At 60.1% G+C, this 23,902-nt stretch carries 25 protein-coding genes, 1 tRNA gene and 1 other RNA gene; 16 read left to right on the top strand and 11 right to left on the bottom strand.

What is annotated here, in order from left to right:
• Positions 1 to 61: 61 nt before the first annotated feature.
• The 4 genes from Q1A91_RS10370 to Q1A91_RS10355 form a co-directional block, all read right to left on the bottom strand.
• The gene (locus tag Q1A91_RS10370) at positions 62 to 406 is read right to left on the bottom strand and encodes a YbaB/EbfC family nucleoid-associated protein (protein ID WP_299876473.1); all 345 of its coding nucleotides are present in this window, start codon (positions 404 to 406) and stop codon (positions 62 to 64) included.
• A 15-nt stretch (positions 407 to 421) separates the two neighbouring features.
• On the bottom strand, positions 422 to 781 hold the full coding sequence (locus tag Q1A91_RS10365; RefSeq protein ID WP_299876471.1) for a hypothetical protein: 360 nt from the start codon (positions 779 to 781) through the stop codon (positions 422 to 424).
• Between the two features lie 14 nt (positions 782 to 795).
• Positions 796 to 2,544, bottom strand: coding sequence for a DNA polymerase III subunit gamma/tau (locus tag Q1A91_RS10360; RefSeq protein WP_299876469.1), 1,749 nt, complete (start codon positions 2,542 to 2,544; stop codon positions 796 to 798).
• Between the two features lie 65 nt (positions 2,545 to 2,609).
• The gene (locus Q1A91_RS10355; RefSeq protein WP_299876467.1) at positions 2,610 to 2,972 is read right to left on the bottom strand and encodes a DUF202 domain-containing protein; all 363 of its coding nucleotides are present in this window, start codon (positions 2,970 to 2,972) and stop codon (positions 2,610 to 2,612) included.
• A gap of 67 nt (positions 2,973 to 3,039) precedes the next feature.
• Between Q1A91_RS10355 and Q1A91_RS10350 the strand changes: the two genes are divergently transcribed.
• Entirely contained in the window at positions 3,040 to 3,894 is an 855-nt protein-coding gene (locus Q1A91_RS10350) for a neutral zinc metallopeptidase (protein WP_299876465.1), read from the top strand.
• A 61-nt stretch (positions 3,895 to 3,955) separates the two neighbouring features.
• On the opposite strand, the gene ffs is transcribed toward Q1A91_RS10350, so the two are convergent.
• An RNA gene (ffs, locus tag Q1A91_RS10345) (signal recognition particle sRNA small type) lies at positions 3,956 to 4,053 on the bottom strand.
• Positions 4,054 to 4,091: 38 nt separating this feature from the next.
• On the bottom strand, positions 4,092 to 5,930 hold the full coding sequence (locus Q1A91_RS10340; RefSeq protein WP_299876463.1) for a 5'-nucleotidase C-terminal domain-containing protein: 1,839 nt from the start codon (positions 5,928 to 5,930) through the stop codon (positions 4,092 to 4,094).
• A gap of 147 nt (positions 5,931 to 6,077) precedes the next feature.
• On the opposite strand from Q1A91_RS10340, the gene nudC reads away from it, so the two are divergent.
• Together nudC and Q1A91_RS10330 are read left to right on the top strand one after the other, a co-directional pair.
• Entirely contained in the window at positions 6,078 to 7,046 is a 969-nt protein-coding gene (gene nudC / locus Q1A91_RS10335) for an NAD(+) diphosphatase (RefSeq protein WP_299876461.1), read from the top strand.
• 67 nt (positions 7,047 to 7,113) lie between these two features.
• Complete coding sequence (locus tag Q1A91_RS10330; protein ID WP_299876459.1) at positions 7,114 to 7,611, top strand: SRPBCC family protein; 498 nt, start codon at positions 7,114 to 7,116, stop codon at positions 7,609 to 7,611.
• On the opposite strand, the gene Q1A91_RS10325 is transcribed toward Q1A91_RS10330, so the two are convergent.
• The gene (locus tag Q1A91_RS10325) at positions 7,608 to 8,459 is read right to left on the bottom strand and encodes a prephenate dehydratase (RefSeq protein WP_299876457.1); all 852 of its coding nucleotides are present in this window, start codon (positions 8,457 to 8,459) and stop codon (positions 7,608 to 7,610) included. The genes Q1A91_RS10330 and Q1A91_RS10325 overlap by 4 nt on opposite strands.
• Positions 8,460 to 8,585: 126 nt before the next feature.
• Between Q1A91_RS10325 and Q1A91_RS10320 the strand changes: the two genes are divergently transcribed.
• From Q1A91_RS10320 to Q1A91_RS10295, 6 genes are all read left to right on the top strand, one after another.
• On the top strand, positions 8,586 to 9,092 hold the full coding sequence (locus Q1A91_RS10320; RefSeq protein WP_299876455.1) for a cytochrome c family protein: 507 nt from the start codon (positions 8,586 to 8,588) through the stop codon (positions 9,090 to 9,092).
• Between the two features lie 211 nt (positions 9,093 to 9,303).
• Positions 9,304 to 11,184 carry an extracellular solute-binding protein gene (locus Q1A91_RS10315; RefSeq protein ID WP_299877715.1) on the top strand — a complete coding sequence of 627 codons (1,881 nt, stop codon included), beginning with the start codon at positions 9,304 to 9,306 and terminating at the stop codon, positions 11,182 to 11,184.
• A 7-nt stretch (positions 11,185 to 11,191) separates the two neighbouring features.
• A complete protein-coding gene (locus tag Q1A91_RS10310; RefSeq protein WP_299876453.1) occupies positions 11,192 to 12,280 on the top strand; it encodes a microcin C ABC transporter permease YejB in 1,089 nt (362 codons plus the stop codon).
• Complete coding sequence (locus Q1A91_RS10305) at positions 12,280 to 13,386, top strand: ABC transporter permease (protein WP_299876451.1); 1,107 nt, start codon at positions 12,280 to 12,282, stop codon at positions 13,384 to 13,386. Before Q1A91_RS10310 ends, Q1A91_RS10305 begins: the two co-directional genes overlap by 1 nt.
• Positions 13,383 to 14,963, top strand: a complete 1,581-nt coding sequence (locus Q1A91_RS10300; RefSeq protein WP_299876449.1) for an ABC transporter ATP-binding protein — start codon at positions 13,383 to 13,385, stop codon at positions 14,961 to 14,963. The genes Q1A91_RS10305 and Q1A91_RS10300 overlap by 4 nt, the downstream gene beginning before the upstream one ends.
• 56 nt (positions 14,964 to 15,019) lie before the next feature.
• Positions 15,020 to 15,799: a DUF2189 domain-containing protein gene (locus tag Q1A91_RS10295; protein WP_299876447.1), complete on the top strand. Its 780-nt coding sequence runs from the start codon at positions 15,020 to 15,022 to the stop codon at positions 15,797 to 15,799.
• Here the strand turns inward: Q1A91_RS10295 and Q1A91_RS10290 are convergent.
• Both Q1A91_RS10290 and Q1A91_RS10285 read right to left on the bottom strand, forming a co-directional pair.
• On the bottom strand, positions 15,796 to 16,017 hold the full coding sequence (locus tag Q1A91_RS10290; protein WP_299877712.1) for a DUF6552 family protein: 222 nt from the start codon (positions 16,015 to 16,017) through the stop codon (positions 15,796 to 15,798). The two genes, Q1A91_RS10295 and Q1A91_RS10290, sit on opposite strands and share 4 nt — an antisense overlap.
• 74 nt (positions 16,018 to 16,091) lie before the next feature.
• Positions 16,092 to 16,238 (bottom strand): hypothetical protein, encoded by a 147-nt coding sequence (locus tag Q1A91_RS10285; RefSeq protein WP_299876445.1) that lies wholly within the window; start codon positions 16,236 to 16,238, stop codon positions 16,092 to 16,094.
• A 102-nt stretch (positions 16,239 to 16,340) separates the two neighbouring features.
• Here Q1A91_RS10285 and Q1A91_RS10280 point away from each other — a divergent pair, with 102 nt between their 5' ends.
• Positions 16,341 to 17,240 (top strand): LysR family transcriptional regulator, encoded by a 900-nt coding sequence (locus Q1A91_RS10280; RefSeq protein WP_299876443.1) that lies wholly within the window; start codon positions 16,341 to 16,343, stop codon positions 17,238 to 17,240.
• Here the strand turns inward: Q1A91_RS10280 and Q1A91_RS10275 are convergent.
• Together Q1A91_RS10275 and Q1A91_RS10270 are read right to left on the bottom strand one after the other, a co-directional pair.
• Positions 17,221 to 18,684, bottom strand: a complete 1,464-nt coding sequence (locus Q1A91_RS10275; protein ID WP_299876441.1) for a D-alanyl-D-alanine carboxypeptidase family protein — start codon at positions 18,682 to 18,684, stop codon at positions 17,221 to 17,223. The genes Q1A91_RS10280 and Q1A91_RS10275 overlap by 20 nt on opposite strands.
• 238 nt (positions 18,685 to 18,922) lie before the next feature.
• The gene (locus Q1A91_RS10270; RefSeq protein WP_299876439.1) at positions 18,923 to 19,627 is read right to left on the bottom strand and encodes an HAD family hydrolase; all 705 of its coding nucleotides are present in this window, start codon (positions 19,625 to 19,627) and stop codon (positions 18,923 to 18,925) included.
• A 155-nt stretch (positions 19,628 to 19,782) separates the two neighbouring features.
• Here Q1A91_RS10270 and clpS point away from each other — a divergent pair, with 155 nt between their 5' ends.
• The 6 genes from clpS to Q1A91_RS10240 all read left to right on the top strand — a co-directional run bounded on the left by clpS (position 19,783) and on the right by Q1A91_RS10240 (position 23,901).
• Positions 19,783 to 20,106: an ATP-dependent Clp protease adapter ClpS gene (clpS, locus tag Q1A91_RS10265; RefSeq protein WP_299877709.1), complete on the top strand. Its 324-nt coding sequence runs from the start codon at positions 19,783 to 19,785 to the stop codon at positions 20,104 to 20,106.
• A 1-nt stretch (position 20,107) separates the two neighbouring features.
• Positions 20,108 to 21,100, top strand: coding sequence for a class I SAM-dependent methyltransferase (locus tag Q1A91_RS10260; RefSeq protein WP_299876437.1), 993 nt, complete (start codon positions 20,108 to 20,110; stop codon positions 21,098 to 21,100).
• A gap of 21 nt (positions 21,101 to 21,121) precedes the next feature.
• A complete protein-coding gene (locus Q1A91_RS10255) occupies positions 21,122 to 21,922 on the top strand; it encodes an SDR family NAD(P)-dependent oxidoreductase (protein ID WP_299876435.1) in 801 nt (266 codons plus the stop codon).
• A 66-nt stretch (positions 21,923 to 21,988) separates the two neighbouring features.
• Positions 21,989 to 22,065: transfer RNA gene (locus tag Q1A91_RS10250), tRNA-Met, on the top strand.
• Positions 22,066 to 22,273: 208 nt separating this feature from the next.
• The gene (locus tag Q1A91_RS10245) at positions 22,274 to 23,311 is read left to right on the top strand and encodes a TRAP transporter substrate-binding protein (protein ID WP_299876434.1); all 1,038 of its coding nucleotides are present in this window, start codon (positions 22,274 to 22,276) and stop codon (positions 23,309 to 23,311) included.
• Positions 23,312 to 23,388: 77 nt separating this feature from the next.
• The gene (locus Q1A91_RS10240; RefSeq protein ID WP_299876432.1) at positions 23,389 to 23,901 is read left to right on the top strand and encodes a TRAP transporter small permease; all 513 of its coding nucleotides are present in this window, start codon (positions 23,389 to 23,391) and stop codon (positions 23,899 to 23,901) included.
• Position 23,902: the final 1 nt, after the last annotated feature.

The raw sequence follows: 23,902 nt of genomic DNA, 5'->3' as shown, positions 1-23,902 counted from the left end.
GCGAGGGGGCGCCGGAAGAGATTTCATGCCTCCGGCGGGGTTTTTTGAACCATTTGGAAGATCAGAAGGGGAGTTTCATGTCCGCCGGCAGGCCGAGGCCTTCGGTGAGTTTCTGCATTTCTTCCTGGCTGCGTTCGGACGCTTTGGTTTGCGCGTCCTTGATGGCGGCGAGGATCAGGTCCTCGACCACTTCCTTGTCATCGCCGTTGAAGATCGAGGGGTCGATATCCAGCGCCTTGAGCTCGCCCTTGGCGGTGGCGGTGGCTTTGACCAGACCCGCGCCGCTTTCGCCCGTGACCATGATATTGGTCATGTCGTCTTGCAACTGGGCCATTTTGCCCTGCATTTCCTGCGCTTTTTTCATCATCCCGGCCATATCGCCGAGCCCGCCTAGTCCTTTGAACATTGCTGTCTCCGATTATCAAAGCCGCGCGGCGCGGCGTGTGGTGTAGAGGATCATCCCAACACATATCGCAGCGACAGCCGCGATGAACAAGGTGGGGCTGCCGATACAGCCTTCGGCAACCTCAAATTCCTTCAGGCCGGTCGGATCTCCCATGGCAATAAGGCTGACCAGAAGTGTCCACAAGATGACTGTGATCAGCGCACCCCATTGGTGGCGGAAACGGATCGCCAGCAAAGATGCCAGTATCAACACCAGGGAAGCCGGGGTCGAGAATAGAAACACCGCTTCCTGCAACACGGATACCGGTGCGCCGTCCCAATCCGGGCGGGATTTGTCGCAGACTTCTGCGCTTACCGGTGTCGCGGCAACGAACATCAGAACAGCAACACCTAGCTGTCTTCGAAAGGATCCCATTCGTCTTCTACCTCTGGCAGGGCCTCCTCAACAGCCTGAGCGGCGATGTCTTCGGGGGTGCGGATGGCGGTGATTTTGGCTTTGGGAAACTGCGCCAGCACCGCCTGCATCAGAGGATGTGCCTCCGCATCTGCGCGCAGGGCGTTGTCCTTGGCGTTGCGCACCTCGGCGATGGTATCAGCCTCTGCGCCGTTGACGATGCTGACGGCCCAGCGGTTGCCGGTCCAGAGTTGCAGTTTGCCGCCCAGGCGCTGTGCGAGGTCGGCGGGGGCCTTGTCCGTTGGCGTGAATTCGATGCGGCCGGGTTGATAGGCGGCAAGACGCAGGGTGGTTTCCACTTCCACCAGCAGTTTCACATCCCGGTTGGCGCGGATCAGTTCAACCACGTGGTCGAAGCTGGGGAACCGGGCAAGTGCCGCATCAAGGTCTTGTGCCAGAGCGGTAGTCTGGCCACTGGGACCGGGGTTTGCGGCCATCCGGGTTTGGGCGGCCGCAACGGCTTGGGCGCCAGACGCACCCGCAGCGCCGCCGCCAGCAGGCGGTACGGCAGACGGCGCAGGCGGCGTGCTGTTTTGCAGCTTGCGCACCAGTTCTTCGGGGCTGGGCAGATCGGCCACATGGGTCAGGCGGATGATCGCCATTTCGGCAGCCATCATCGCATTCGGCGCCGATCCGACTTCATCCAGCGCCTTGAGCAGCATTTGCCAGAGCCGGGTCAACACGCGCATTGGCAAAGCCTCTGCCATCTGGGTGCCTCGGCTGCGCTCCTCGGGAGAGACGGTGGGGTCTTCGGCGGCATCTGGTGTGATTTTCACCACTGATACCCAATGGGTAATCTCTGCCAGATCGCGCAGGACGGCCATTGGGTCAGCGCCATCGGCATATTGGGCGGAAAGCTCTGTCAGGGCGGCACCGGCATCGCCGCGCAGCACCATGTCGAATAGGTCCAGCACGCGGCCGCGATCCGCCAGACCCAGCATCGCGCGGACCTGTAGCGCGGTGGTCTCCCCCGCCCCGTGGCTGATGGCCTGATCCAGCAAAGATGTGGCGTCGCGTGCCGAGCCTTCGGCGGCGCGGGTGATCAGCGCCAGTGCGTCATCGGCGATCTGCGCGCCTTCGCTGTCAGCAATCCGGCGCAGCATGGCGATCATCACTTCGGGTTCAATCCGGCGCAGGTCGAAGCGTTGGCAACGGGAGAGAACCGTCACGGGGACCTTGCGGATTTCGGTCGTGGCGAAGATGAATTTGACGTGCTCGGGGGGTTCTTCAAGCGTCTTCAAGAGCGCGTTGAAGGCACCGGTGGACAGCATGTGCACTTCGTCGATGATATAGACTTTGTACCGGGCGGATGCCGCACGGTAGTGCACGCTGTCGATAATCTCACGGATGTTGGCCACGCCGGTGTTGGAGGCCGCGTCCATCTCCATCACATCGACATGGCGGCCTTCCATGATCGCCACACAATGTTCGCATATGCCGCAGGGTTCGGTTGTGGGGGTGCCGGTGCCATCCGGTCCGATACAGTTCATCCCCTTGGCGATGATCCGCGCGGTGGTGGTTTTACCGGTGCCGCGGATGCCCGTCATCACAAAGGCCTGCGCGATCCGGTCCGCCTCAAACGCATTTTTCAGCGTGCGCACCATGGCGTCTTGCCCGACAAGATCTGCAAAGGTCTCTGGCCGGTATTTGCGGGCGAGGACTTGGTAGGCGGGGGTGTCGGACATGAAAGCTCCGGAGGATTCGCTTGAGAGGCTAAACTATGCGGCGCAGGCGGGGGCGTAAACCGCTCTCAAAGCGACCAGAGGACAGCGCCAACGGCAAGCGTGGCAAAAGTCATCACGCCGGCAAGCAGGCGGTAGTTGCGCACGGGCATGGCTTCGGCATCGTTATCACGCAGCCGCTGGAGCGTCTTGCAGGCCTGATTATGCGCCATCCAGTAGATCAGAATCGCAATGGCCAGAAACAGGCTGGCGGCCAGCTTCGCGACCCAGGTGGGATCGGCCGCGCCAAAGACGGCTTTCAGGCCAATCGCAACACCGACGGCCCCGAGGCCCATGCCCATCCAGGCAGAAAACGTGCGTTCATTGGCCAGGATGGTCCGGTCTTCGGCCCAGCGGGTACGCATCTTGGAATCGTCGATCTGCTCGGGCATGATGGCTCCACAAGGCTGGGCGTGTGGTAGAGTAGTCTTGGTTGTGCGGATTTAAAAGGACGTCATCATGCGGTTACGGGGCATCCGGCGAAGCAAGAATGTAGAAGTGCGCGGCAGCGGCGGCGGAAGACGCCGTGCCAGCGGGGGGCGTGCTGGCGGCATGGGTGTTGTCGGTCTGCTGATCGTGCTGGCGATCGGGTATTTCACCGGCATTGATGTCAGTTCCCTGTTGCAGGGCGGCAATGCGCCACTCACTCAGCAGAGCCAGCAATCAAGTGCTGCTGATGACAAGGCCACGCAGTTCTCGGCGCAGGTGCTCAGCACCACGGAGGATGTCTGGGCCAAGATCTTTGCCGAACAGTTGGGGCGCGAATATGTGCCGCCAAAGCTGGTGGTGTTCAAGGGTGTCACGCAAAGCCCCTGCGGCGGCGCAAGTGGCGCGACGGGGCCGTTCTACTGTCCGGCAGACAGCAAGGCCTACCTGGATACATCGTTTTTTGTGATGCTGGATCAACGTATGGGCGCAGGCGGCGATTTTGCAGCCGCCTATGTGATTGCCCATGAGGTGGCCCATCATGTGCAGAACCAGCTGGGCATCCTGCCCAAGGTCAACGCCGCCCGCCAGCAGGCCAGCCAGACAGAGGCGAATGCCCTTACGGTCAGGCTGGAACTGATGGCCGATTGCCTGTCGGGGATCTGGGCGGCGAACGTGCAGTCCTTGATGGAGCGGGGCGATTTGCAAGAGGCGTTAAATGCCGCGCGCAAGATCGGGGATGATCACCTGCAACGGCAGGCAGGCCGCGTGCCGCAGCCGCATACCTTTACCCACGGCACATCCGAACAACGCGCCCGCTGGTTCGCGCGCGGCTGGGAGACCGGGCAGGTAGGTCAATGCGATACCTTTGCGGCGGCACGGCTTTAGATCTGTCTGTTGGGGAGCATGTGTGTCGGAGCGTTAGTAGTACAAGAACGCCTCGAAACACTGGTGAGAGATTGATAACGACCCAAGCGGGACTCGTTGTGGCTGCTTCCTTCCGGATCTGACCAGGTTGGCGAGGCGCCTGCCCGCACCAACCTCTCACGCAGCGATATAAGACGGCATTCAGCCAAGCGCAAGCGTCAGAGCGTGATCTGCACTTCAAGAAAGCCCGCATCATCAATGCCGAGTGGCTTTGGCGCAAAGTCGGCCAGATCGTGCAGGAATGGCGTGGCATCGGGTGAGGTGGTCAGCACAGCCGTTGTTGATCCGGTGCAGGCCAGTCTCCATGGCGTCGGTTGTGGCCATGCCAGATCTTCTGGGTGGTTCAGCGCATCCACCAGCGCCTCTGTGAGGGACACAGGGGTGCAGCGCATGATCTGGTCCGCGCAGGCCGGACTGTATCCGCCACCCCCGGCGATCCTGAACTGGTTCGTGGCGAGGATGAACGGCTGGTCGTCTTCCACCCGCTGGCCGCCATAGTGCAGGCGGGTCACGCGCTGACCAACCCGGCGGGTGGGGTCGACGGTGTAGTCCAACCCATAGACGGTATCAAAATCAAAGCTGGGTATCCGGGCATCTACAAGCCTTTGCGCCTGCGCACCGGGCTGGAGCGGCGCATAGATCCGGGATGTGTGTTCCAGCAATCGTCTCAAGTCTGCGCCGGTCACGCGCTGGGCCCAAACCTCGTTCAAATAGGGGTCGAGGCCCGCCACATGCCGCCGCAGCACCGGACCTTGCAGGATATTGAGGTAGTGATCGGCCCCTTCGCGCCCCCCCGCGGTATGGGCAGAGGCCGTGGCCAACAGGGGCAAATCCGCCTCGGGCCGTCCCGACAGCGCATCGCGGATTACTCTGGCCTTGGCGCGGGCAACAAGGGCCGCAGTAGCGGTTGGTGTGGCGAGAGAGAAGTAGTTCTGAAGCCGGGCCGCAGTGGTGGCAACCGGAGTTGCCAGATGCGCGCGCGTGGCCTCATGCGCCGGGGCACAGGCGGCGTGAACGGCCGGGCAGGCCGGTGTGTCAGCACCGTTGCGCACAAGGCGGCTGATGTGGCCGATCACCTGCCATCGCCCACCTTCCACCCGGTTCAGCGTCAGATCAAGGATCGCCAGATCAGAAGCGGCATAGCCTGGCATGCTGGCCGGGCATTGCGCCAATGTCCCCCCTTCCGTGTCGATATCCGCACCGGCTGGGTGGTCACTGCCTGGAAACCGGCGATGGGTGTGGCCGGTTATGATGGCGTCAATGCCGGGAACCTTTGCCAGCGGCAACGCGCTGTCCCGTGTGCTGCGCCCGGTCACAGGTTCCTCGATCCCCATGTGCGCAAGCAGTACAATCAGATCGGCACCCTGCGCGCGCAGAACCGGTACGGCGGCCTGCACACACCCCAATGCAGGTGAAACGCTGGCCGATCCTTGGAGCACATGACGGTTCCACACAGCTGTCTGTTCCGGCAGCACAGACAACACACCGACCCGCAGGACCTCTCCCCTGCTGCCGGGCAGTGGGCAGTCGATCAGCGCGAATGGGTGCAACGGGGATGGCCCCGTCTGATGCAGGTTGCTGCTGATCACCGGCATCCTCAGATGCCTGGCGAGTTGGTTGAGGTAGAAAAGCCCATAATCCAGATCATGGTTGCCCAGCCCGACGGCATCATACCTCATCAGGTTCAGTGCTTTGGCAACGGGATGGGCGGCGGTAACGGCGCGCCCGGACAGCCAACTTCCAAGCGCCGTGCCCTGCACCAGATCACCGTTGTCCAGCAGCAGTGTCGCGCGTCCCTGTGCGGATGCTTCGCGCCGTGCGTCCTCCACCAGCGTGGCGATGCTTGCCAGTCCGCTGTGAGCCATTGGCCGATCAGAAACATAGGCATGTCCCAGCATCTGCATGTGCACATCTGTTGTCGCCAGCACGCGCAGCTGTGCGGAAGTGTCATCCCGCGGATGGGCGTGGTTCAGAGCATTCGCTCTCCCCTCGTTCACAGCGACTCCCTCTAAAATTGTGCTCACGCAACCTTTAATTGAGCAGACAATGACAAGTGAGACAAGCCCACACGGGATTGCCCCGGCGTCACGGATCAGGCACACCCATGGCAAAAGACGGCACGCACACAGGTTGAGGGCTGGCAGATGAAACATGCAGAAGACGTCACGTTCGGGGGCTCCGCGCTGGACCGCGCAGGAGAGTTGCGCAGCGATCCCGAGGCTGTTGCCGCATGCAAGGCAGACCCGGAAGCCCGTGCGATCCTGTTGTGGCGTGGCAAGCCGCTGATCCTCAAGCAGCGCCCCGCGTCCCTGGTCCGACTGCACATGGATCACCCCATTTTACGCGATGCGGAGGAGGAACCAATTCTGCTGGGCCGCGAAGAGGGTGCTGCGCGTTTTGCGTTTGATCTGGGGGGCTGGACGCCTGAAAACATTGATCATTCTCAATTGGGCGCGTTTCTGGACCCAAGCGAGCAGCAGCATCCTGAACTGCCGGACGGCATGGTGTTCGCGGAGCTGCGCCGCGTGATGACATGGCTGTCTGCCCGTGATGCCGAATTGGCCGCGACCGCCAAGGCCATTCAGGGCTGGCACCTGTCGCATGGGTTTTGTGCCCGTTGCGGCGCCCCAAGCGACATCACCCAGGCCGGATGGCAGCGGGTCTGTCCGGCATGTAACGCAGGCCACTTTCCTCGCACGGACCCGGTTGTGATCATGCTGATCACCCATGGCAATTCCGTTCTGATGGGCCGCTCGCCGGGATGGCCCGAAGGAATGTACTCCCTGTTGGCCGGGTTTGTGGAGCCGGGAGAGACGCTCGAAGCCGCCGTGCGCCGCGAGGTCTTCGAAGAATCAGGCATCGAGGTTGGTGAAGTCAGCTATCTGTCGAGCCAACCCTGGCCGTTCCCCGCCTCGTTGATGTTTGGGTGCCAAGGCAAGGCACTTAGCCATAAAATCACCATAGACCCGGTAGAGATTGAGGACGCAATGTGGGTCAGTCGGGAGGAGATGATGGAGGTTTTTGCAGGCAACCACCCTGATATTCTGCCGGCACGCAAAGGTGCGATCGCGCATTTCCTGCTCGAAAACTGGCTTGCAGACAGATTGGATTGACCACAGAAGAAAAGCCCGCTTTTGCGGCCGTGATCGTGTATGATCCTCTTAGGCACAGGTGACATGAATGAAGTTTAGCACCAAGGAAGATATCGAAGCGCCGATAGATGCGGTCTTTGAGATGCTGTGCGATTTCGAAAGTTTTGAAAGGGCAGCGATGCGCCGGGGCGCGGAGGTGCAACGCCTTGATAACCGGGAGGAACCGGGGGTCGGCGCAATGTGGGAGGCGTCCTTCACGATGCGGGGGAAACGCCGGGAACTGCAACTGGAACTGGTAGAATTTGACCGGCCCAACGACATGGCTCTTGAAAGCACTTCACCGGGTGTTCTGGGCCGCACCAGTTTTGAGTTGATTGCCTTGTCGCGCACCCAGACGCGGATCATGGTGTCCCTAGAGCTCAAGCCGCTTAACCTCAGTGCACGTCTGCTGGTGCAATCGCTGAAGCTGGCCAAAGGCACATTGACACAGCGGTTCAACAAGCGGGTGGCGGAGTATGCCTTGGGCATGCAAGACCGCTACGCGCTGGAAAGCGGGAAAAGCAACGCGGGTCAGGGCCTCAGCTAAGTGCTTTCGGCGCGGCCGGGATGGGCAGGGTAGACGCCAAGAATGTCCACGCGGTTGGTGAAATAGGAGAGCTCCTCCAGGGCGCGGCGCACCGGCGCGTCGTCGGGGTGCCCTTCGATGTCTGCGTAGAACTGTGTCGCGGTGAAGGACCCGCCCACCATATAGCTTTCCAGCTTGGTCATGTTCACGCCATTGGTCGCAAATCCGCCCATCGCTTTGTACAGAGCGGCCGGAATGTTGCGCACTTCAAAAACGAATGTGGTCAACATCGTTTCCGCCCGCGGGCTCAGATCAATCTGGGGAGCCATCAGCAAGAAGCGGGTGGTGTTATGCGCCTGATCCTCGATATCGCTGGCCAGCACTTCAAGCCCGTGAATGTCAGCCGCGACAGCGCTTGCCAGTACGCCTTCGTGGGTCAGGTCGGATGCGGCAAGGTCTGCTGCGGCACCGGCGCTGTCCGCGGCGGGTTCGGATGTGATACCGTGCTGATCCAGAAACTTGCGGGCCTGCGGCAGCAGCACCAGATGCGCCCGCACGTGTTTGACATCCGCAAGCGGCACTCCGGGGCGGGCCATCAACGCAATGCGCACCCGGACAAACGCTTCACCAATGATATGCAGTCCACTTTCGGGCAGCAGGCGGTGGATGTCTGCAACCCGGCCATAGGTCGTGTTCTCAACCGGCAGCATCGCAAGGTCCGCGTCGCCGTTGCGCACAGCGCGGATCACCTCTTCGAAGGTTGTGCAGGGCACGGGGATCATGTCTGCGTTGGCCTGCAGGCAGGCTTCATGACCATACGCCCCCAAAGCACCCTGAAATGCGATACGTGGGGCAATTTCTTCAGACATCTGGGTTACCTTTGAAAGAATGTCACCCATAAGGGCGATTGGTCGCGGTAAGTACACCTTGCCTGTGCCAAGGGAAAGCAATAGATACGCGCCAGCAAGCGCAACCAATGCCAGTAGGACCCAAAGATGTTCGACACAATGACAATGACAAAACTCGCCGCAGGTCTTTTCGGGGCCTGGCTCGTCCTTTTGTTGGGCAAGTGGGTCGGCGAAGAACTGTACCACGCCGAAGCCCATGGCGAACAATCCTATGCTATTGAAGTTGAAGGCGCCGAAGAAGCCGAGCCGGAAGAAGAGATCGATTTTGCAGCATTGATGGAAGCCGCTGATCCCGCAAGTGGCGAACGCGTGTTCCGCAAATGCTCCGCCTGTCACAAGGTTGCGGCGGGCGACAATAACGTTGGTCCGTATCTGCACGGTGTCGTCGGACGCCAGATCGCCGCCGCTGATGGGTTTGGCTATTCCGGCGTATTGGCCGGGATGACAGATGTCGCCTGGACCCCGGAAGAGCTGAGCGCGTTTCTTGAAAATCCAAAGGGCTACGCACCCGGCACGACGATGGGGTTCGCTGGCCTCAAAAAGCCGGAAGACCGTGCAAACGTCATTGCCTACCTCGACAGCCTGGACGACTGATCCAGCGCTGCGCGAACAGACAGGCCGCCCACAACCGGGCGGCCTTTTTCGTTTCTGACCCCAGATCACATATTCGCAACTTGTGTCTTGGCAGAGCGCGTCGTTAGCTTACATGGTGAAAAACGCCGAACGACGCTTAAGAAGGATGTGCCTGATGACACCACCCCGGACCCGCGCCAAAACCTCAACCCGACTGCCAGCAAAAGACGCCATGCGGATAGGGTGGAGCGCCTTACTGGTTCTGGGACTGTCGCTTGTCATCGCCACGGCTGCCTGGGCTGAGGAAAAAACCATCAAGAGCCACGGCTACAGCTTCTTCGGCGACCTGACCTATGGGCCGGACTACCCGCATTTCGACTATGTGAACCCGGATGCCCCCAAAGGTGGCGAGATTTCGATAGCGACTCTGGGCACATTCGATTCGATGAACCCCTACACCCGCAAGGGCAGGGGCGGTGCGCTGTCCACCGTCATGTTCGAAAGCCTGCTCGGGGAAGGGGTGAACGCCCCTGCACCTGCGGATGTCTACGCTGAATACTACTGTCTGCTGTGCGAAACGCTGGAGTATCCGCCCAGCAAGGATTGGGTCATTTTCTACATGCGGCCGGAGGCCCGTTTCTCTACCGGGGATCCGGTCACGGCCCATGACATCGCGTTTTCTCACAACCTGCTGCTGGATCAGGGCCTGCAAAGCTATGCGCAAGCCGTGCGCCGCCTCATCCCCAAGGTCGAGGTGATCGATGATCACACCATCAAGTTCTACTTCGCCGAAGGTGTATCACGGCGCAGCTTGATCGAGCAGGTGGGCGGCGTGCCTGCGTGGTCCAAGAAATGGTACGACGAAAGCGGCGCGCGTCTCGACGAAAGCCGTCTCGAAACCTCACCGGGATCAGGGCCTTACATGATCGACGATGTCGATGTGAACCGCCGCATCGTCTATAAGCGGAACCCGGACTACTGGGGCGCAGACCTGCCGTTCAATCAGGGACGGGGCAATTTCGACAAGATCCGGATTGAGTACTTTGGTGACGAGAATTCAGCGTTTGAGGCCTTCAAAGCCGGTGAATACACCTTCCGCAACGAAGGCAATTCCAAACAGTGGGCCAGCAACTACGACTTCCCCAAGGTGCAGAGCGGGCAGGTGGTCAAGAATGAATTGCCCGATGGCTCCCCGCCGACGCCCAACGGGATCGTATTCAATCTGGGCCGCGAGGTGCTTCAGGACAAGCGCGTCCGGCAGGCCGTGGCGCTGGCCTACAACTTCGAATGGACAAACGAATCCTTGCAGTATGGCTTGTTTGAGCAGCGCGCTTCTTTCAGTCAGGACACCCCGCTGATGGCGATGGGTGCCCCGGAAGGGGGCGAATTGGCTTTCCTGAAAAGCCTCGGCGATCTGGTGCCCCCTGAGATGCTGACAGACGACGTCACCGTGCCGCATACCTCCAAACCTGACCGTCTGCTGGACCGCCGCAACGCGCGCCGCGCCATGAAGCTGCTGGACGAAGCGGGCTGGGCCGTGGGTGATGATGGCGAACGCTACAACGCGGATGGCGAACCCCTCCGCCTGACATTTCTCTTGAACTCCGCAGGGTCGGCAACACTGTCTGCGGTAGTGGAAAACTTCATGTCCAACCTGACCGCCATGGGCATTGATGCGGTGCTGGAGAAGGTGGATGCCTCCCAATACACCTCACGAGAGCGGGACCGCGACTACGATCTGGTATTCGATTCCTACGCGGCATTTCTGGGAACGGGCACCGGTCTGATCCAGCGCTTCGGATCCGAGGACGCGGCGTATTCCCTGTTCAACCCCGCCGGTCTGGCCAGCCCGCTTGTCGATGCGATCATCGAGGCATCATTGCGGGCGGAGGATTCTGAAACCGAAGCGGCGACCCTGCGGGCGCTGGATCGGGCCCTGCGGTACGAATTCTTCATGATCCCCGTCTGGTACAAGGCGGTGCATTGGACCGCCTACTATGACCAATATGAACATCCCGAAACGATCCCGCCTTACGCTTTGGGTTTCCTCGACTTCTGGTGGTACAATGAAGAAAAAGGTGCCGCTCTGCGCGCCGCTGGTGCGTTGAGGTAATCCGCCCATGGGCGCCTATATTTTTCGACGGCTGCTGCTGATCATTCCCACGCTGATCGGCATCATGCTGATCAACTTCACCCTCGTGCAATTTGTCCCCGGTGGGCCGGTGGAGCAGGCCATTGCCCGTATTCAGGGCGGCGGGGATGTCTTCGAAGGGTTTGCCGGAAACGGCAATGATGCAGGCGCGACGGAGGTCACAGCAGGTGCTGAAACCTACGTTGGCGCAAGGGGATTGCCGCCGGAGTTCATTGCAGAGCTTGAGAAAGAGTTCGGCTTCGACAAACCCCCTGTGGAGCGGTTTTTCAACATGATGTGGAACTACATGCGCTTCGACTTCGGGGAAAGTTACTTCCGCTCCATCAGCGTCATCGAGTTGATCAAGGAAAAGCTGCCTGTTTCCATCACGCTGGGCCTTTGGTCGACCCTTATTGCCTATCTGGTATCGATCCCGCTGGGCATCCGAAAAGCGGTGAAAGACGGCACCAGTTTTGACACCTGGACGTCAGGTGCGATCATCGCCGCCTACGCGATCCCCGGCTTCCTGTTTGCGATCCTGCTGCTGGTGTTGTTCGCGGGCGGTTCATATTGGCAAATCTTCCCCTTGCGGGGTCTCACGTCCGACAATTTCGATCAACTGAGTCCGCTGGGCAAGGTCGCGGATTACTTCTGGCACATCGCCCTCCCGGTGCTGGCTTCCACCATTTCCGCCTTTGCGACGCTGACGCTGCTGACGAAGAATTCCTTTCTGGATGAGATCAAGAAACACTACGTGATGACCGCCCGTGCCAAGGGCCTGGCGGAGAGCCGTGTGCTCTATGGTCACGTCTTCCGCAACGCGATGCTGATCGTCATCGCAGGTTTCCCGGCGGTGTTCATCGGGGTCTTCTTCGGCCAGTCGCTGTTGATTGAGACGATCTTCTCCCTCGACGGGCTGGGGCGGCTGGGCTTTGAAGCGGCGGTGGCGCGGGACTATCCGATTGTCTTTGGCACGCTGTTCATCTTTGCGCTGATGGGGCTGGTGGTGGGCATCATTTCAGACCTGATGTACGTGCTGGTCGATCCACGCATCGACTTTGAGCGGAGGGAAGGCTGATGGCGCTTTCCCCTCTCAACCAACGTCGCTGGCGCAACTTCAAACGTAACCGGCGGGCCTATTGGTCCTTGTGGATCTTCGCGATCCTCTTCGGCATCTCCTTGTTTGCGGAGTTTGTGGCCAACGACAAACCCATCGTCGTGAACTATCGCGGCGAATATTACGTGCCGATTTTCAACTTCTATCCTGAGACGGCCTTCGGCGGCGATTTCCAGACCGAAGCGGTTTATCGCGATCCGGAGGTGAAGTGCCTGATCGCCACCGGTGGGCTGGACCTGTGCTTTGATGATCCCGAGGGCTACATCGAAGATGCGCAGGACGGCATGATTGAGGGCGAGGCGATTGAGCAGGGGTGGAGCATCTGGCCCATCATTCCCTATTCCTTCAACACCGCCGTCGACCGGCCCGGTGCGGCACCGTTGCCCCCAAATGAGCAGAACTGGCTGGGCACGGATGGCACCAAACGTGACGTGATGGCGCGGGTGATTCATGGGTTTCGGTTGTCGATCTTCTTCACCCTCATGGTCACCGGGCTGGCCAGCCTGATCGGCATCATTGCAGGCGCGGTGCAGGGTTTCTTCGGCGGTTGGACAGACCTGATCTTCCAACGGATCATCGAGATATGGTCCTCCACCCCGTCGCTCTATGTGATCATCATCATGTTCGCGATACTGGGGCGAAGTTTCTGGCTGCTGGTCTTTTTGCTGGTCCTTTTCAGTTGGACTGCCCTTGTCGGCGTTGTGCGTGCGGAATTCCTGCGGGCGCGCAACCTTGAATACGTCCGGGCTGCCCGCGCGCTGGGTGTCAGCAACACCACAATTATGTTCCGCCACATGCTGCCTAACGCCATGGTCGCCACGCTGACCATGCTGCCTTTCATCATCACCGGGACCATCAGCACACTGGCGGGTCTGGACTATCTGGGCTTTGGCCTGCCGTCCTCCGCCCCGTCGCTTGGCGAACTGACACTTCAAGCCAAGCAGAACCTGCAAGCGCCATGGCTCGCCTTCACTGCATTTGTGACTTTCGCTGTGATGCTGTCATTGCTGGTGTTCATCTTCGAAGGCATCCGTGACGCCTTTGATCCCAGAAAGATCTTCGCATGACCGCGCTTCTGGACGTCAAAGACCTGCGGGTTTCCTTCCGGCAGGATGGCCAACTGACTGAGGCCGTCAAAGGCGTCAGCTTCGCAGTGGAGCGGGGAGAGACCGTGGCGCTGGTGGGCGAATCTGGTTCAGGCAAATCCGTTTCTGCGCTGTCGACCGTGGCGCTGCTGGGGGAAAGTGCGGAAGTTTCCGGTTCCGTCACCTATGACGGGCAACAGATGATCGGCGCGGATGAAGCGATGCTGCGCAAGGTGCGCGGCAATGACATCAGCTTTATCTTTCAGGAACCGATGACCTCGCTCAACCCGCTGCACACCATCGAAAAGCAGTTGAACGAAAGCCTCGCCCTGCATCAGGGGCTGACCGGTGACGCCGCGCGCGCGCGCATTCTGGAACTGATGGACAAGGTAGGGATCAACGATGCCGAAAGCCGTCTGGGGGCCTATCCGCACCAATTGTCCGGCGGGCAGCGACAACGCGTGATGATCGCGATGGCGCTTGCGAACAAACCCGATGTCCTGATTGCGGATGAACCGACAACCGCGCTGGACGTGACCATTCAGGCGCAGATCCTTGAACTTCTGGCGGAACTGAAAGCCAGCGAAGGTATGGGATTGCTGTTCATCACCCACGATCTGGGGGTGGTGCGCCGCATCGCTGACCGCGTCTGCGTCATGCAGCACGGAGAGATCGTGGAGCAGGGGCCAACCGCGCAGATCTTTGACAATCCCGCACACCCCTATACGCAAAAGCTGCTCGCGGCTGAGCCCTCGGGCACGCCCGAGCCTGTCCCGGAGCGGGCTGAAGTGATCGCTGAGACGCAGAACCTCAAGGTCTGGTTCCCGATCCAGAAGGGGCTGCTGCGCCGCACGGTCGGCCACGTCAAAGCCGTCAACGACGCAACCTTTAGCGTCCGCGCCGGGGAAACGATTGGCATCGTCGGCGAAAGCGGATCAGGCAAGACCACGATGGCATTGGCAATCATGCGGCTGATTGCATCCGAAGGGGGCATTACCTTCATGGGGCAGGACGTGCGCAAATGGTCGACCCGGCAATTGCGCAAGCTGCGGGCAGAGATGCAGATCGTGTTTCAGGACCCCTTCGGCTCCCTCTCCCCGCGCATGACCTGCTTCCAGATCATCTCCGAAGGGCTTGGCGTGCATGGCATCGACAAAGGCCAGGATCAGCGCGTGCTGGTGCAGGACGTGATGTTGGAAGTGGGCCTCGACCCCACAACAATGGATCGCTACCCGCATGAGTTTTCCGGCGGCCAGCGCCAGCGGATCGCCATCGCCCGCGCGATGGTGCTGCGCCCGAAACTGCTGGTACTGGATGAACCGACATCGGCGCTCGACATGACAGTACAGGTGCAAATTGTGGAATTGCTGCGGGAATTGCAACGGAAGTACGGGCTGGCCTACCTCTTTATCAGCCATGACCTGAAGGTCGTGCGGGCCATGTCGCATCAGGTTATCGTGATGAAACGCGGCGACGTGGTCGAACACGGCGCGGCGGATGATCTTTATGAGCGACCCAAGTCTGACTACACGCGCACCTTGTTACAGGCCGCCACCTGAGACTGGTCCTTGCAACACCGGTTTGATTTCCTCGGAATAATTGCAATACTTACGCCATGACAGAAAGACCCCATGGCGTTCCCACAATACGCGCACCACATTTTGCCGACATCCGCAGCAGTCTGACCGCCGCCTTCGGCGATTTTGCAGCAGCCCCAATGGCCGATCTGTTCTTCGCCAGCTTCTTTGTGATTGCAGGGCTGCTGATGACGGGCATCACCTATGCAACCGGCCACACCTTCTGGCTGATCCTCGCGGTGATGGGCTTTCCGCTGGTAGGGGCCTTGGCGGCGCTTGGCTTTTATGAAGTCAGTCGTCGCCGCAGCTTGGGCGAACCCTTGGCCCTGTCGCAGGTCATGGGCGTGGTCTGGCGCGCGCGCACGGGGCAATTGCCATGGCTGGCCGTGATCATCATCGTGGTATTCCTGTTCTGGTTTTTCCTTGGCCACATGATCTTTGCCCTGTTCTTGGGCCTCTCGCCGATGACCAATGTCTCGTCCTCCCTCGACGTATTCTTCACGTCGGAGGGGCTGAGCATGCTGGCCTTCGGCACAGCAGTCGGCGCGGTCTTTGCGATTGTTGTCTTCTCCATCAGCGTGTTGGGGATGCCGATGCTGCTGGACCGGGATGTTGATTTCATGTCTGCGCTCCTGCGGTCAATCGTGGCTGTGCAGGAGGCGCCGGTGGTCTATCTGTTCTGGGGCGTGCTGATTGCAGCCGCCACGCTGGCTGCCATGGTGCCGTTGTTTCTGGGCTTGTTTCTGGTGATGCCGGTGCTGGGACATGCGACCTGGCATCTCTACAAGGCGGTGACAGCGCCGGAGGAAGCTCCTTAACTTGCGGCCCCCAGCAATCCGGCAACCATGGCACCAAAGGCCACCACATGGATCAGCATGATTGCCCGGTCCTGCCAAAGAACCCCGACAATGAACCACCCAATCAGGCCGGCGAAGAACAGATAGATGTTCAACGGGGTCATGCCAAAGGCAGTGGCTCCATATCCCATGATCTGAAAGATCGAAGCAGCCCATTTGATCAGGGCCGTCCCGGTCATACGTTCCCCGGCCTGAGGGGAGAGGTCTTGTGTAAGTTCAGCCATGTGCCGACTCCAGCATTGAATTTGTGAGATCAGAGTTTTGTCAGATCAACGCAGACCTGCCTGCGCGACTGCCACCAGCGCCGACGTTTCTCAGCATTGGCAGGCGGCACATCGTGGAGCCTTGTGCAGTTGGTTCTTGTGGCGGTCATGAACGAGTGTGCATAGATGTTCAGCATGGTGTCTCTCCTGCTCTGATTGTGTTGGTGAACCTATCATTGACCTAAGACGGCGTTATATGCGACTCATGGATCCTGATATTATGTAAGCTGAGGTTTAATATGGATTGGCGTGATCTACCGCCCCTGTCATCCTTGCGCGCCTTCGCGGCCTTTGCCGAAGAAGGCTCTGTCGTGGCTGCGGGTGATGCCCTTGGCGTCAGCCATGCCGCGATCAGTCAGCAGTTACGCAGCCTCGAAGCGCATCTTGATCTTGTCCTGCTCGATCGCAGCGGTCGGGCACTTGCCCTGACCCCTGACGGGATACAGATGGCAGATGCGGTGCGACAAGGCTTTGGCGGGATGATCTCCATGGCGCAGGTGCTGACGGGCGCACGGGCGGCCCAGCCTTTGCATATCTCGCTGACACCAACCTTTGCGGCATCCTGGCTGATGCCCCGCCTGCCGCGGTTTCGTGAGAAATTCGCCAATGTCGACCTGATGCTGAACCCAACCCCGAAGCTGGCCGATCTTGGCCCGGACGGTGTGGATCTGGCGATCCGCCATGGCACCTGCGATTGGCCGGGGCTGGAGTGTGAGATGCTGGTCCAATCCCCGATTGTGGTGGTGGCAGCACCTTCCCTTGTAGGTACAGATGGCCCGGTGCCGAAACCGGCCGATCTGGCGCGTCTGCCCTGGCTCGAAGAGCTGGGCCGATCAGAGGCGGACAGCTGGCTGGAGCAACAGGGCGTTCATCGCGAAGCCGGCTTCGGCATGACGCAGTTGCCCGGAAACCTGCTGCTGGAAGGCGCGCGTTCCGGTCAGGGGATCGCCGTGACTGTGCGCTGCTTTGTGGAGGATGATATCGCCGCAGGCCGCCTGCGGGTGGTCGCGCTCGAGGATGCGCCGGGTGCGGGATACTACCTTGTCACGAAACCCGGTGTCATGCGGCCTGCACTGAAGTCTTTTGTGCAATGGTTGCGCCGGGAGGCAAAAGCTGACCTCAACCGGGACCAATCATAAAGCAGCTGACATTGCGCGCGGCCAAGCGACGGCATGCCAGATCCGCGCTTTCACGGGTCATGCCAAGGAAGTTGGCATCAAACCCCTGTGGACGTTTCACGACCTTGCGCAGGCTGCCATCCAGCGTTGCCATTTCAGCCAATGCGGTCTTCAGCAGGATCTTCTCAGCCGCAAAGCGGTTGGGGAACCGGCCCACATTGACGCCCCAGTGCCGCCCGCCGGAGGTCGAGACGCGGGTTACGACTTCCTGCTCAACGGGTTTGGCGGCGCGGGCCTGCACTGTCTTGGGCCGTGCTGCGGGGCGGATTGATGTGGTCGCTGCCGCCAGTTTCACACTGCCGTCCGATGCAGCCACCGGAACGGTCGCGGGTTCAGGTGCGCTTGCAACAGCCTCTTTCAGTGCGGCGGTCACGTCGGCATTGGTCACAGCAGGCGTGCTTTCTTGTGCGACAAGAACCGGCACCATCGCGCCCGGTCTGACCTTGGGCCGCTTCGATGTCTTCACAGCACCCACAAGCCGAATGGTCTTGCCTGCGCCTCCCACCGTCCCGGCAGAGGCGATGCGGGGTGAATCGTCAGGGATATACGCCGGTGGCTTGGGCTTGCGCAGCGGTGCACGGGATGGCGCACGACGGAATCCCAGATCCATCAGTTCCGCCACCTTGGCATTGCGCGACGTGGTTGATTTGCCACCAAAGACGGTCACGATGATCCGCTCATTCCCGCGCTCTGCTGACGCGGTGAGGTTAAAGCCTGCGGCACGGGTATAGCCCGTCTTGATGCCGTCCGCGCCTTTGTAGGCGTTCAGAAAGCGGCGGTTGGTATGGCTAACCTTGCGCACGCCTGCATCTGCCGTCTTGCGGGAGAACAGGTTATAATACTCAGGAAAATCATAGAGCAGATGCCGACCCATGATCGTCATGTCGCGTGCGGTGGACAGGTGCCCGGCTTCGGTCAGCCCGTGCATGTTCTTGAAGGTGGTGCGGGTCATGCCAAGCTGCTTGGCCGTGCGGTTCATCCGGCGCGCGAACTTCGCCTCCGACCCCGAAATGGCTTCACCAATCGCGGTGGCGGCATCATTGGCAGACTTCACCGCAGCCGCGCGAATGAGGTAGCGCAGAGCAATGCGCTGCCCCGGACGCAGGCCCAGCTTGCTTGGTGGCTCTGCTGCGGCTTTCTTGGAGATCGTCACCTTGGTATCCAGCGAAATCTCACCCCGTTCCACCGCCTGAAAGGCGATGTAAACCGTCATCATCTTGGTCAGGGATGCCGGATGCAGGCGGGTATCGGCATTCCGCGAATGCAGAACCTTCCCCGTGCGCGCATCAATCACATAAGCCGCATAGGGCGCTGCCATCGCGCTCAGCGGCACCACCACCAAAAGCCAAATTGCCGAAAAAATAAATAGCCCCAATCGGGCCGGCTGCACGCGCCGCACCTTCATTCTAAACCTGCCTTTTTCTGCCTCAGATCGTCGATTTTTCGACTGACCACTTTTATTTATTACAAATACCGTAACATACCCGGCGTTTTCAATAAACCCACGGCAGGAGCTATGTTGCGGAAAAAACGCGCTTTTCGCTGTCCAGATATTGCGGTGCAGCATGGGCTTCCCACAACCTGCGCGATTAAGGCGAGAATGAGGCGAAATTCAGGCAGTCTGCCCAGATTCGAAGACAGACTCAGACGGCGGTGATCCGCTCAATCAGATCAGGCAGTGCACCCAGACCTGCGATTTCATGGAACCGATCGCTGTGCGGGGCTGGCGCGGTTTCCAGTGCCCATGTCAGGTCATGCGGCACATGCACCCCGACACCCCCCGCTTCGATCATCGGCACCACGTCGGAAGCAAGCGAATTGCCCACCATCAACCCCTGATCCACGCCCGTGCCGTGGTGCGCAAAAAGTGTGCCGTAGACTTGGGTGGTCTTGTCCGACACAATCTCAACCGCGTCGAAGTGATCTCGCAACCCCGATTGCGCCAACTTGCGCTCCTGATCCAGCAGATCCCCCTTGGTGATCACGATCAACTTGTGATCTGCCCGCAGCTTCTCCAGGACCGCCACCACATCCGGCAGAATATCCACCGGATGAGACAGCATATCCCGCCCTGCATCCAGCAATTCTGCAATGACGGTGCCTGATACGCGCCCTTCTGTCACCTCTATCGCGGTTTCAATCATCGACAGGGTGAAGCCTTTGATTCCAAATCCATAATGCGGCAGGTTCCGACGCTCTGCCGCTTCAAGACGGGCCATCAGGGTGGCGCTGTCGGTGTAGTCCGCCAAAAGGGTCGCGAAATGCGTTTGGGTCGGGGCAAAGAACCGTTCATTGTGCCAAAGCGTATCGTCGGCATCAAAGCCGATCGTGGTCAATGCGACGCTCATTTCAGGCACCCTCTTTTCTAACGCCCTGCACAGGTTATATAGACAACCCATAGCACAACAGATTCCCTTCACCCGATGGAGCAGCAATGCGCCCTGAAGACAACATGACACAAGACGATATGGACAGCCTTTGGGCCGCCCTGACCCCTGTGGCGATGTCGGAAGACGGCTCGGACGGGGAGGATCAGACCGATCTGCTGACCAAGACCAAACCCAAGACCAAGCGCCCGCCGCTCTATAAGGTGATGTTGTTGAACGACGACTTCACCCCGATGGAATTCGTCGTTCATGTGCTTGAGCGTTTCTTTGGTCTCAACCACGCGCAGGCGTTTGAGATCATGCTGACCGTACACAAGAAAGGTCTGGCCGTGGTCGGTGTCTTCAGTCACGAGATTGCGGAGACCAAGGTCGCGCAGGTGATGGATTTTGCCCGCCGCCACCAGCATCCGCTGCAATGCACCATGGAAAAAGAAGAATAGCGTGATCGACGCACGATTGCAGTTGGCGATCAGCGGCGGTGCAATGGACCTGGCCGACGAAGGGCTGATTGCCATTTTCAATCCGCCTGACGACGCGGATCTGCCGGGGCTGCCGCCGGAGCGCTGCCACATTATCCACGATTTCAAACCCAGCTTTGACGCCTGGTCTGCACGCGGCTTTGAAGTCATGCACAGCCCCAGCGCCCGCTACGCCGCCACCATCGTTTGCCTGCCTCGCGCCAAGGCCGAAGCCCGCGCCATGGTGGCAGAGGCCTGTACACTGAGCGATGGCATTGTCGTCATCGACGGACAAAAGACCGATGGCGTCGATTCAATCCTCAAGGCGATGCGGGCGCGCGTCAGTGTCGAAGGGCCGATCTCCAAGGCACATGGCAAGCTTTTCTGGATCAAAGCACCGGCTGCAGATTGCTTTGCCGATTGGGAAGCGGGCCCGGCGCTGACCGATGGCGGGTTCTGGACCGCGCCTGGCGTGTTTTCCGCCGATGGGGTCGATCTGGCTTCGGCCCTTCTGGTGGACGCGCTGCCCGACAAGATGAAGGGGGAGGTCGCCGATCTTGGGGCGGGCTGGGGATACCTTGCCGCCCATGTGCTGACCCGTGACGCCGTCACCAAGGTGCATCTTGTCGAAGCGGGGCACATGGCGATGGCCTGCGCCCGCCACAATGTGACCGATGACAGGGCCGTTTTCCACTGGGAAGACGCAACCACCTGGGCGCCGCCGCACCGCATGGATGCCGTGGTGATGAACCCACCGTTTCACCGTGGGCGCGCGTCAGAGCCGCAGATCGGACAGGCTTTCGTTGCGTCAGCCGCGCGGATATTGTCCTCTCACGGGGATTTATGGATGGTCGCGAACCGCCATCTGCCCTATGAAGCCGAGCTGAAAAAGCGTTTTGCAGAGGTAAGCGAGATTGGCGGCGACGCCCGGTTCAAGCTTTTTCATGCAACACGACCTTTGCGCCCCCGGCGCTGAGCATTTGCAAGGGACAGGTCCATGGCATTTTCGATCAAGGGCAAGACAGCAATTGTAACCGGTGCCGCGGACGGTATCGGATTGGCCATCGCCCGTCATCTGGCGGATCGCGGGGCCAACGTCATGGCCGCCGACATGAATGAGAAAAAGCTGATCGAAGAACTGGGCAGCGAACCCGAAGACGGCAACATCCGCGTTTTTGCGGGCGACCTTCGGCAACGGCTGACCATTGCCAATCTCATCTCTGCGACCATTGATGCCTATGATCAGGTGGACATTCTGGTCAATGCGTCCCGGCAGGTCATGGTCACGGACGCGCTTGATATGGAAGATACCTCTGTCTCCACCCTGCTGGATCAGAACCTGATGACGGCGCTGACACTGTCGCAGCTGGTCGCCAAACGCATGATGAAGCAGGCAGAGAAACAAGCAGACGGACAGGTCGGCGCAATCGTCAATCTCAGCTCTATCGCCGCGCGACAGACACGGCCTGATCTGATGGGATACGCCATCGCGGCGGCCGCCGTGCAGCAGATGACCCGGTCGATGGCCATGGTCCTTGCCGAACACCGCATTCGCGTCAACGCCATCGCATTCGGATCGGTGATGAGCGCGTCGCTGCGCACCGCTGTGGCAGAGAATCGCGAATGGCGCGATGACATCCGCCAAAACACCCCCCTTGGCCGCATCGCCGCCCCAACGGAGCTGTGCGAAACCGTGCAGTTCCTCGCGGCAGAGAGTTCGTCTTTCATGACCGGCGAAGTGATCACCGTGGACGGCGGGCGCAGCCTCCTGGATGTTGTGGCCTCGCCTGCGCATTGATCTGGACAGATTGCACTGGTTTAGGGCTTGACGGATCGTCGGTGCTGGCCTAATCCACGCGCTCACGGCGTTATAGCTCAGTTGGTTAGAGCGAACGACTCATAATCGTTAGGTCCCTGGTTCAAATCCAGGTAACGCCACCACCTCCCCCTTTCCATCTCTGTTCAGGTCGCTGAGGCTGTGCGTTTCCGCCCATTTCTGGCAGGAATGCGGCTGATGGCACATTTTTCACCCATTCCCGCCTCAGCTTGATTGACGCGGCACGGCAGGTGCTGTCTGATTACAACCTGAACACGATGATGCACGCCCGATAACGGGGTGGCACCACGCTCATATCAAAGGGAGAGACCAATGATTTTTCGCCGCACTTTGCTGGGCCTTGCGGGCGCCACTGTTGCCGCTGCGCTGACGGCGACGACAGCCATGGCGCAGGACGTGACGCTGCGCATGCACCAGTTCCTGCCACCACAGGCCAATGTGCCCAAGCTGGTGTTGGATGTCTGGGCCGACAATGTTGAGAAAGACAGCGAAGGCCGGATCAAGGTCGAACGCTACCCGTCGATGCAGTTGGGCGGCAAGCCACCGGAGCTGATGGATCAGGCAATCGACGGCGTGGCCGACATCGTCTGGACCGTGGTTGGTTACACGCCCGGTCGGTTCCCGCGCACCGAAGTCTTTGAATTGCCGTTCCTTGTGACCGACGCCAAAGCGGCAAGCGCTGCCTACTGGCAGATGTTCGAGACGCACATGAAAGACACCGAATTCAAGGATGTGCACATTCTTGGCACATGGGTCCATGGCCCCGGCCTGATCCACGCCAACAAGGAAATCCGCACACCTGCGGATATGACCGGTATGAAACTGCGCGGCGGCTCCCGGCTGGCGTCCAAGCTGATCGAGCAATTGGGCGGCACGCCCGTTGGCATGCCCGTCCCCGCGATCCCTGAAGGCCTGTCCAAAGGCGTGATTGACGGCGCGACGATCCCTTGGGAAGTCACCAAGGCCCTCAAGGTGCCGGAACTGGTCACCAACCACACCGAATTCACTGGCAACATGCTCTATACGCTGACCTTTGTGCTGGCGATGAACAAGGACCGCTACGAAGGCCTGCCCGATGACCTCAAGAAAGTGATCGACGACAACTCCGGGCTGGAGTTCTCGGTCTTCGCAGGCGGCACGATGGAAGCCTCTGATGGACCTTCACGCAAGCTGGCGGTGGATGCGGGCAACAACATCGTGGCGCTGAACGCAGAGGAAACGCAGGTCTGGATCGACGCGGCTGCACCCATCTATGACCAGTGGCTGGCGGATATGACCGAAAAGGGCATCGACGGTCAGGCGCTCATCGATGAGGCGCGCGGGCTGATCAACGGCTACGACGGCGGCTGATCCTTCGTGCGTTAAGAACGACTGGTGCGCGCGAACGTGCGCACCTGACCTGGCAGGCAGGGACAACAGGACATATCATGCACCGCTTTATCCACGCGCTGGCGCGGCTCACGGCACTTGTGGGTGGTCTGGTTCTGATCGCGCTGATCGCGCTTGTGAGCATTTCCATCACGGGCCGCTGGTTTGGTGTGGGGGAAATCACCGGCACCTACGAACTGCTTGAGGCAGGCGTTGCCTTTGCCATCTTTTCCTTCCTGCCGATCACCCAGTTCTACGGCGCCCATGCAACGGTGGATGTCTTTACCATGGCTCTGCCGGACCGCGTCACCCGCTGGATCAAGGCGTTCTGGGAAGTGGTGCTGGCATTGGTGATCCTGCTGATCATCTGGCGGCTCTTTGAAGGGATGCAGCGTTATATCGGCAATGGGGAAACCACGTTCTTTCTCCAGTTCCCGGTCTGGTGGGGTTATGCGGCCAGCTTCGCCTCGGGCCTTGTGGCCTGCACGATCGCCATCTACTGCGCATTCGCGCGCATCAAGGAAGCGGTGCTGGGCCAGAACATCCTCCCCTCCGAGCAAGAGAGCGCCTGAG

The organism is uncultured Sulfitobacter sp. (assembly GCF_947500075.1).
GTDB lineage: Bacteria > Pseudomonadota > Alphaproteobacteria > Rhodobacterales > Rhodobacteraceae > Sulfitobacter.
Note: the sequence above shows the minus strand (reverse complement) of the source record. Positions and strands in the feature narration are given on the sequence as shown.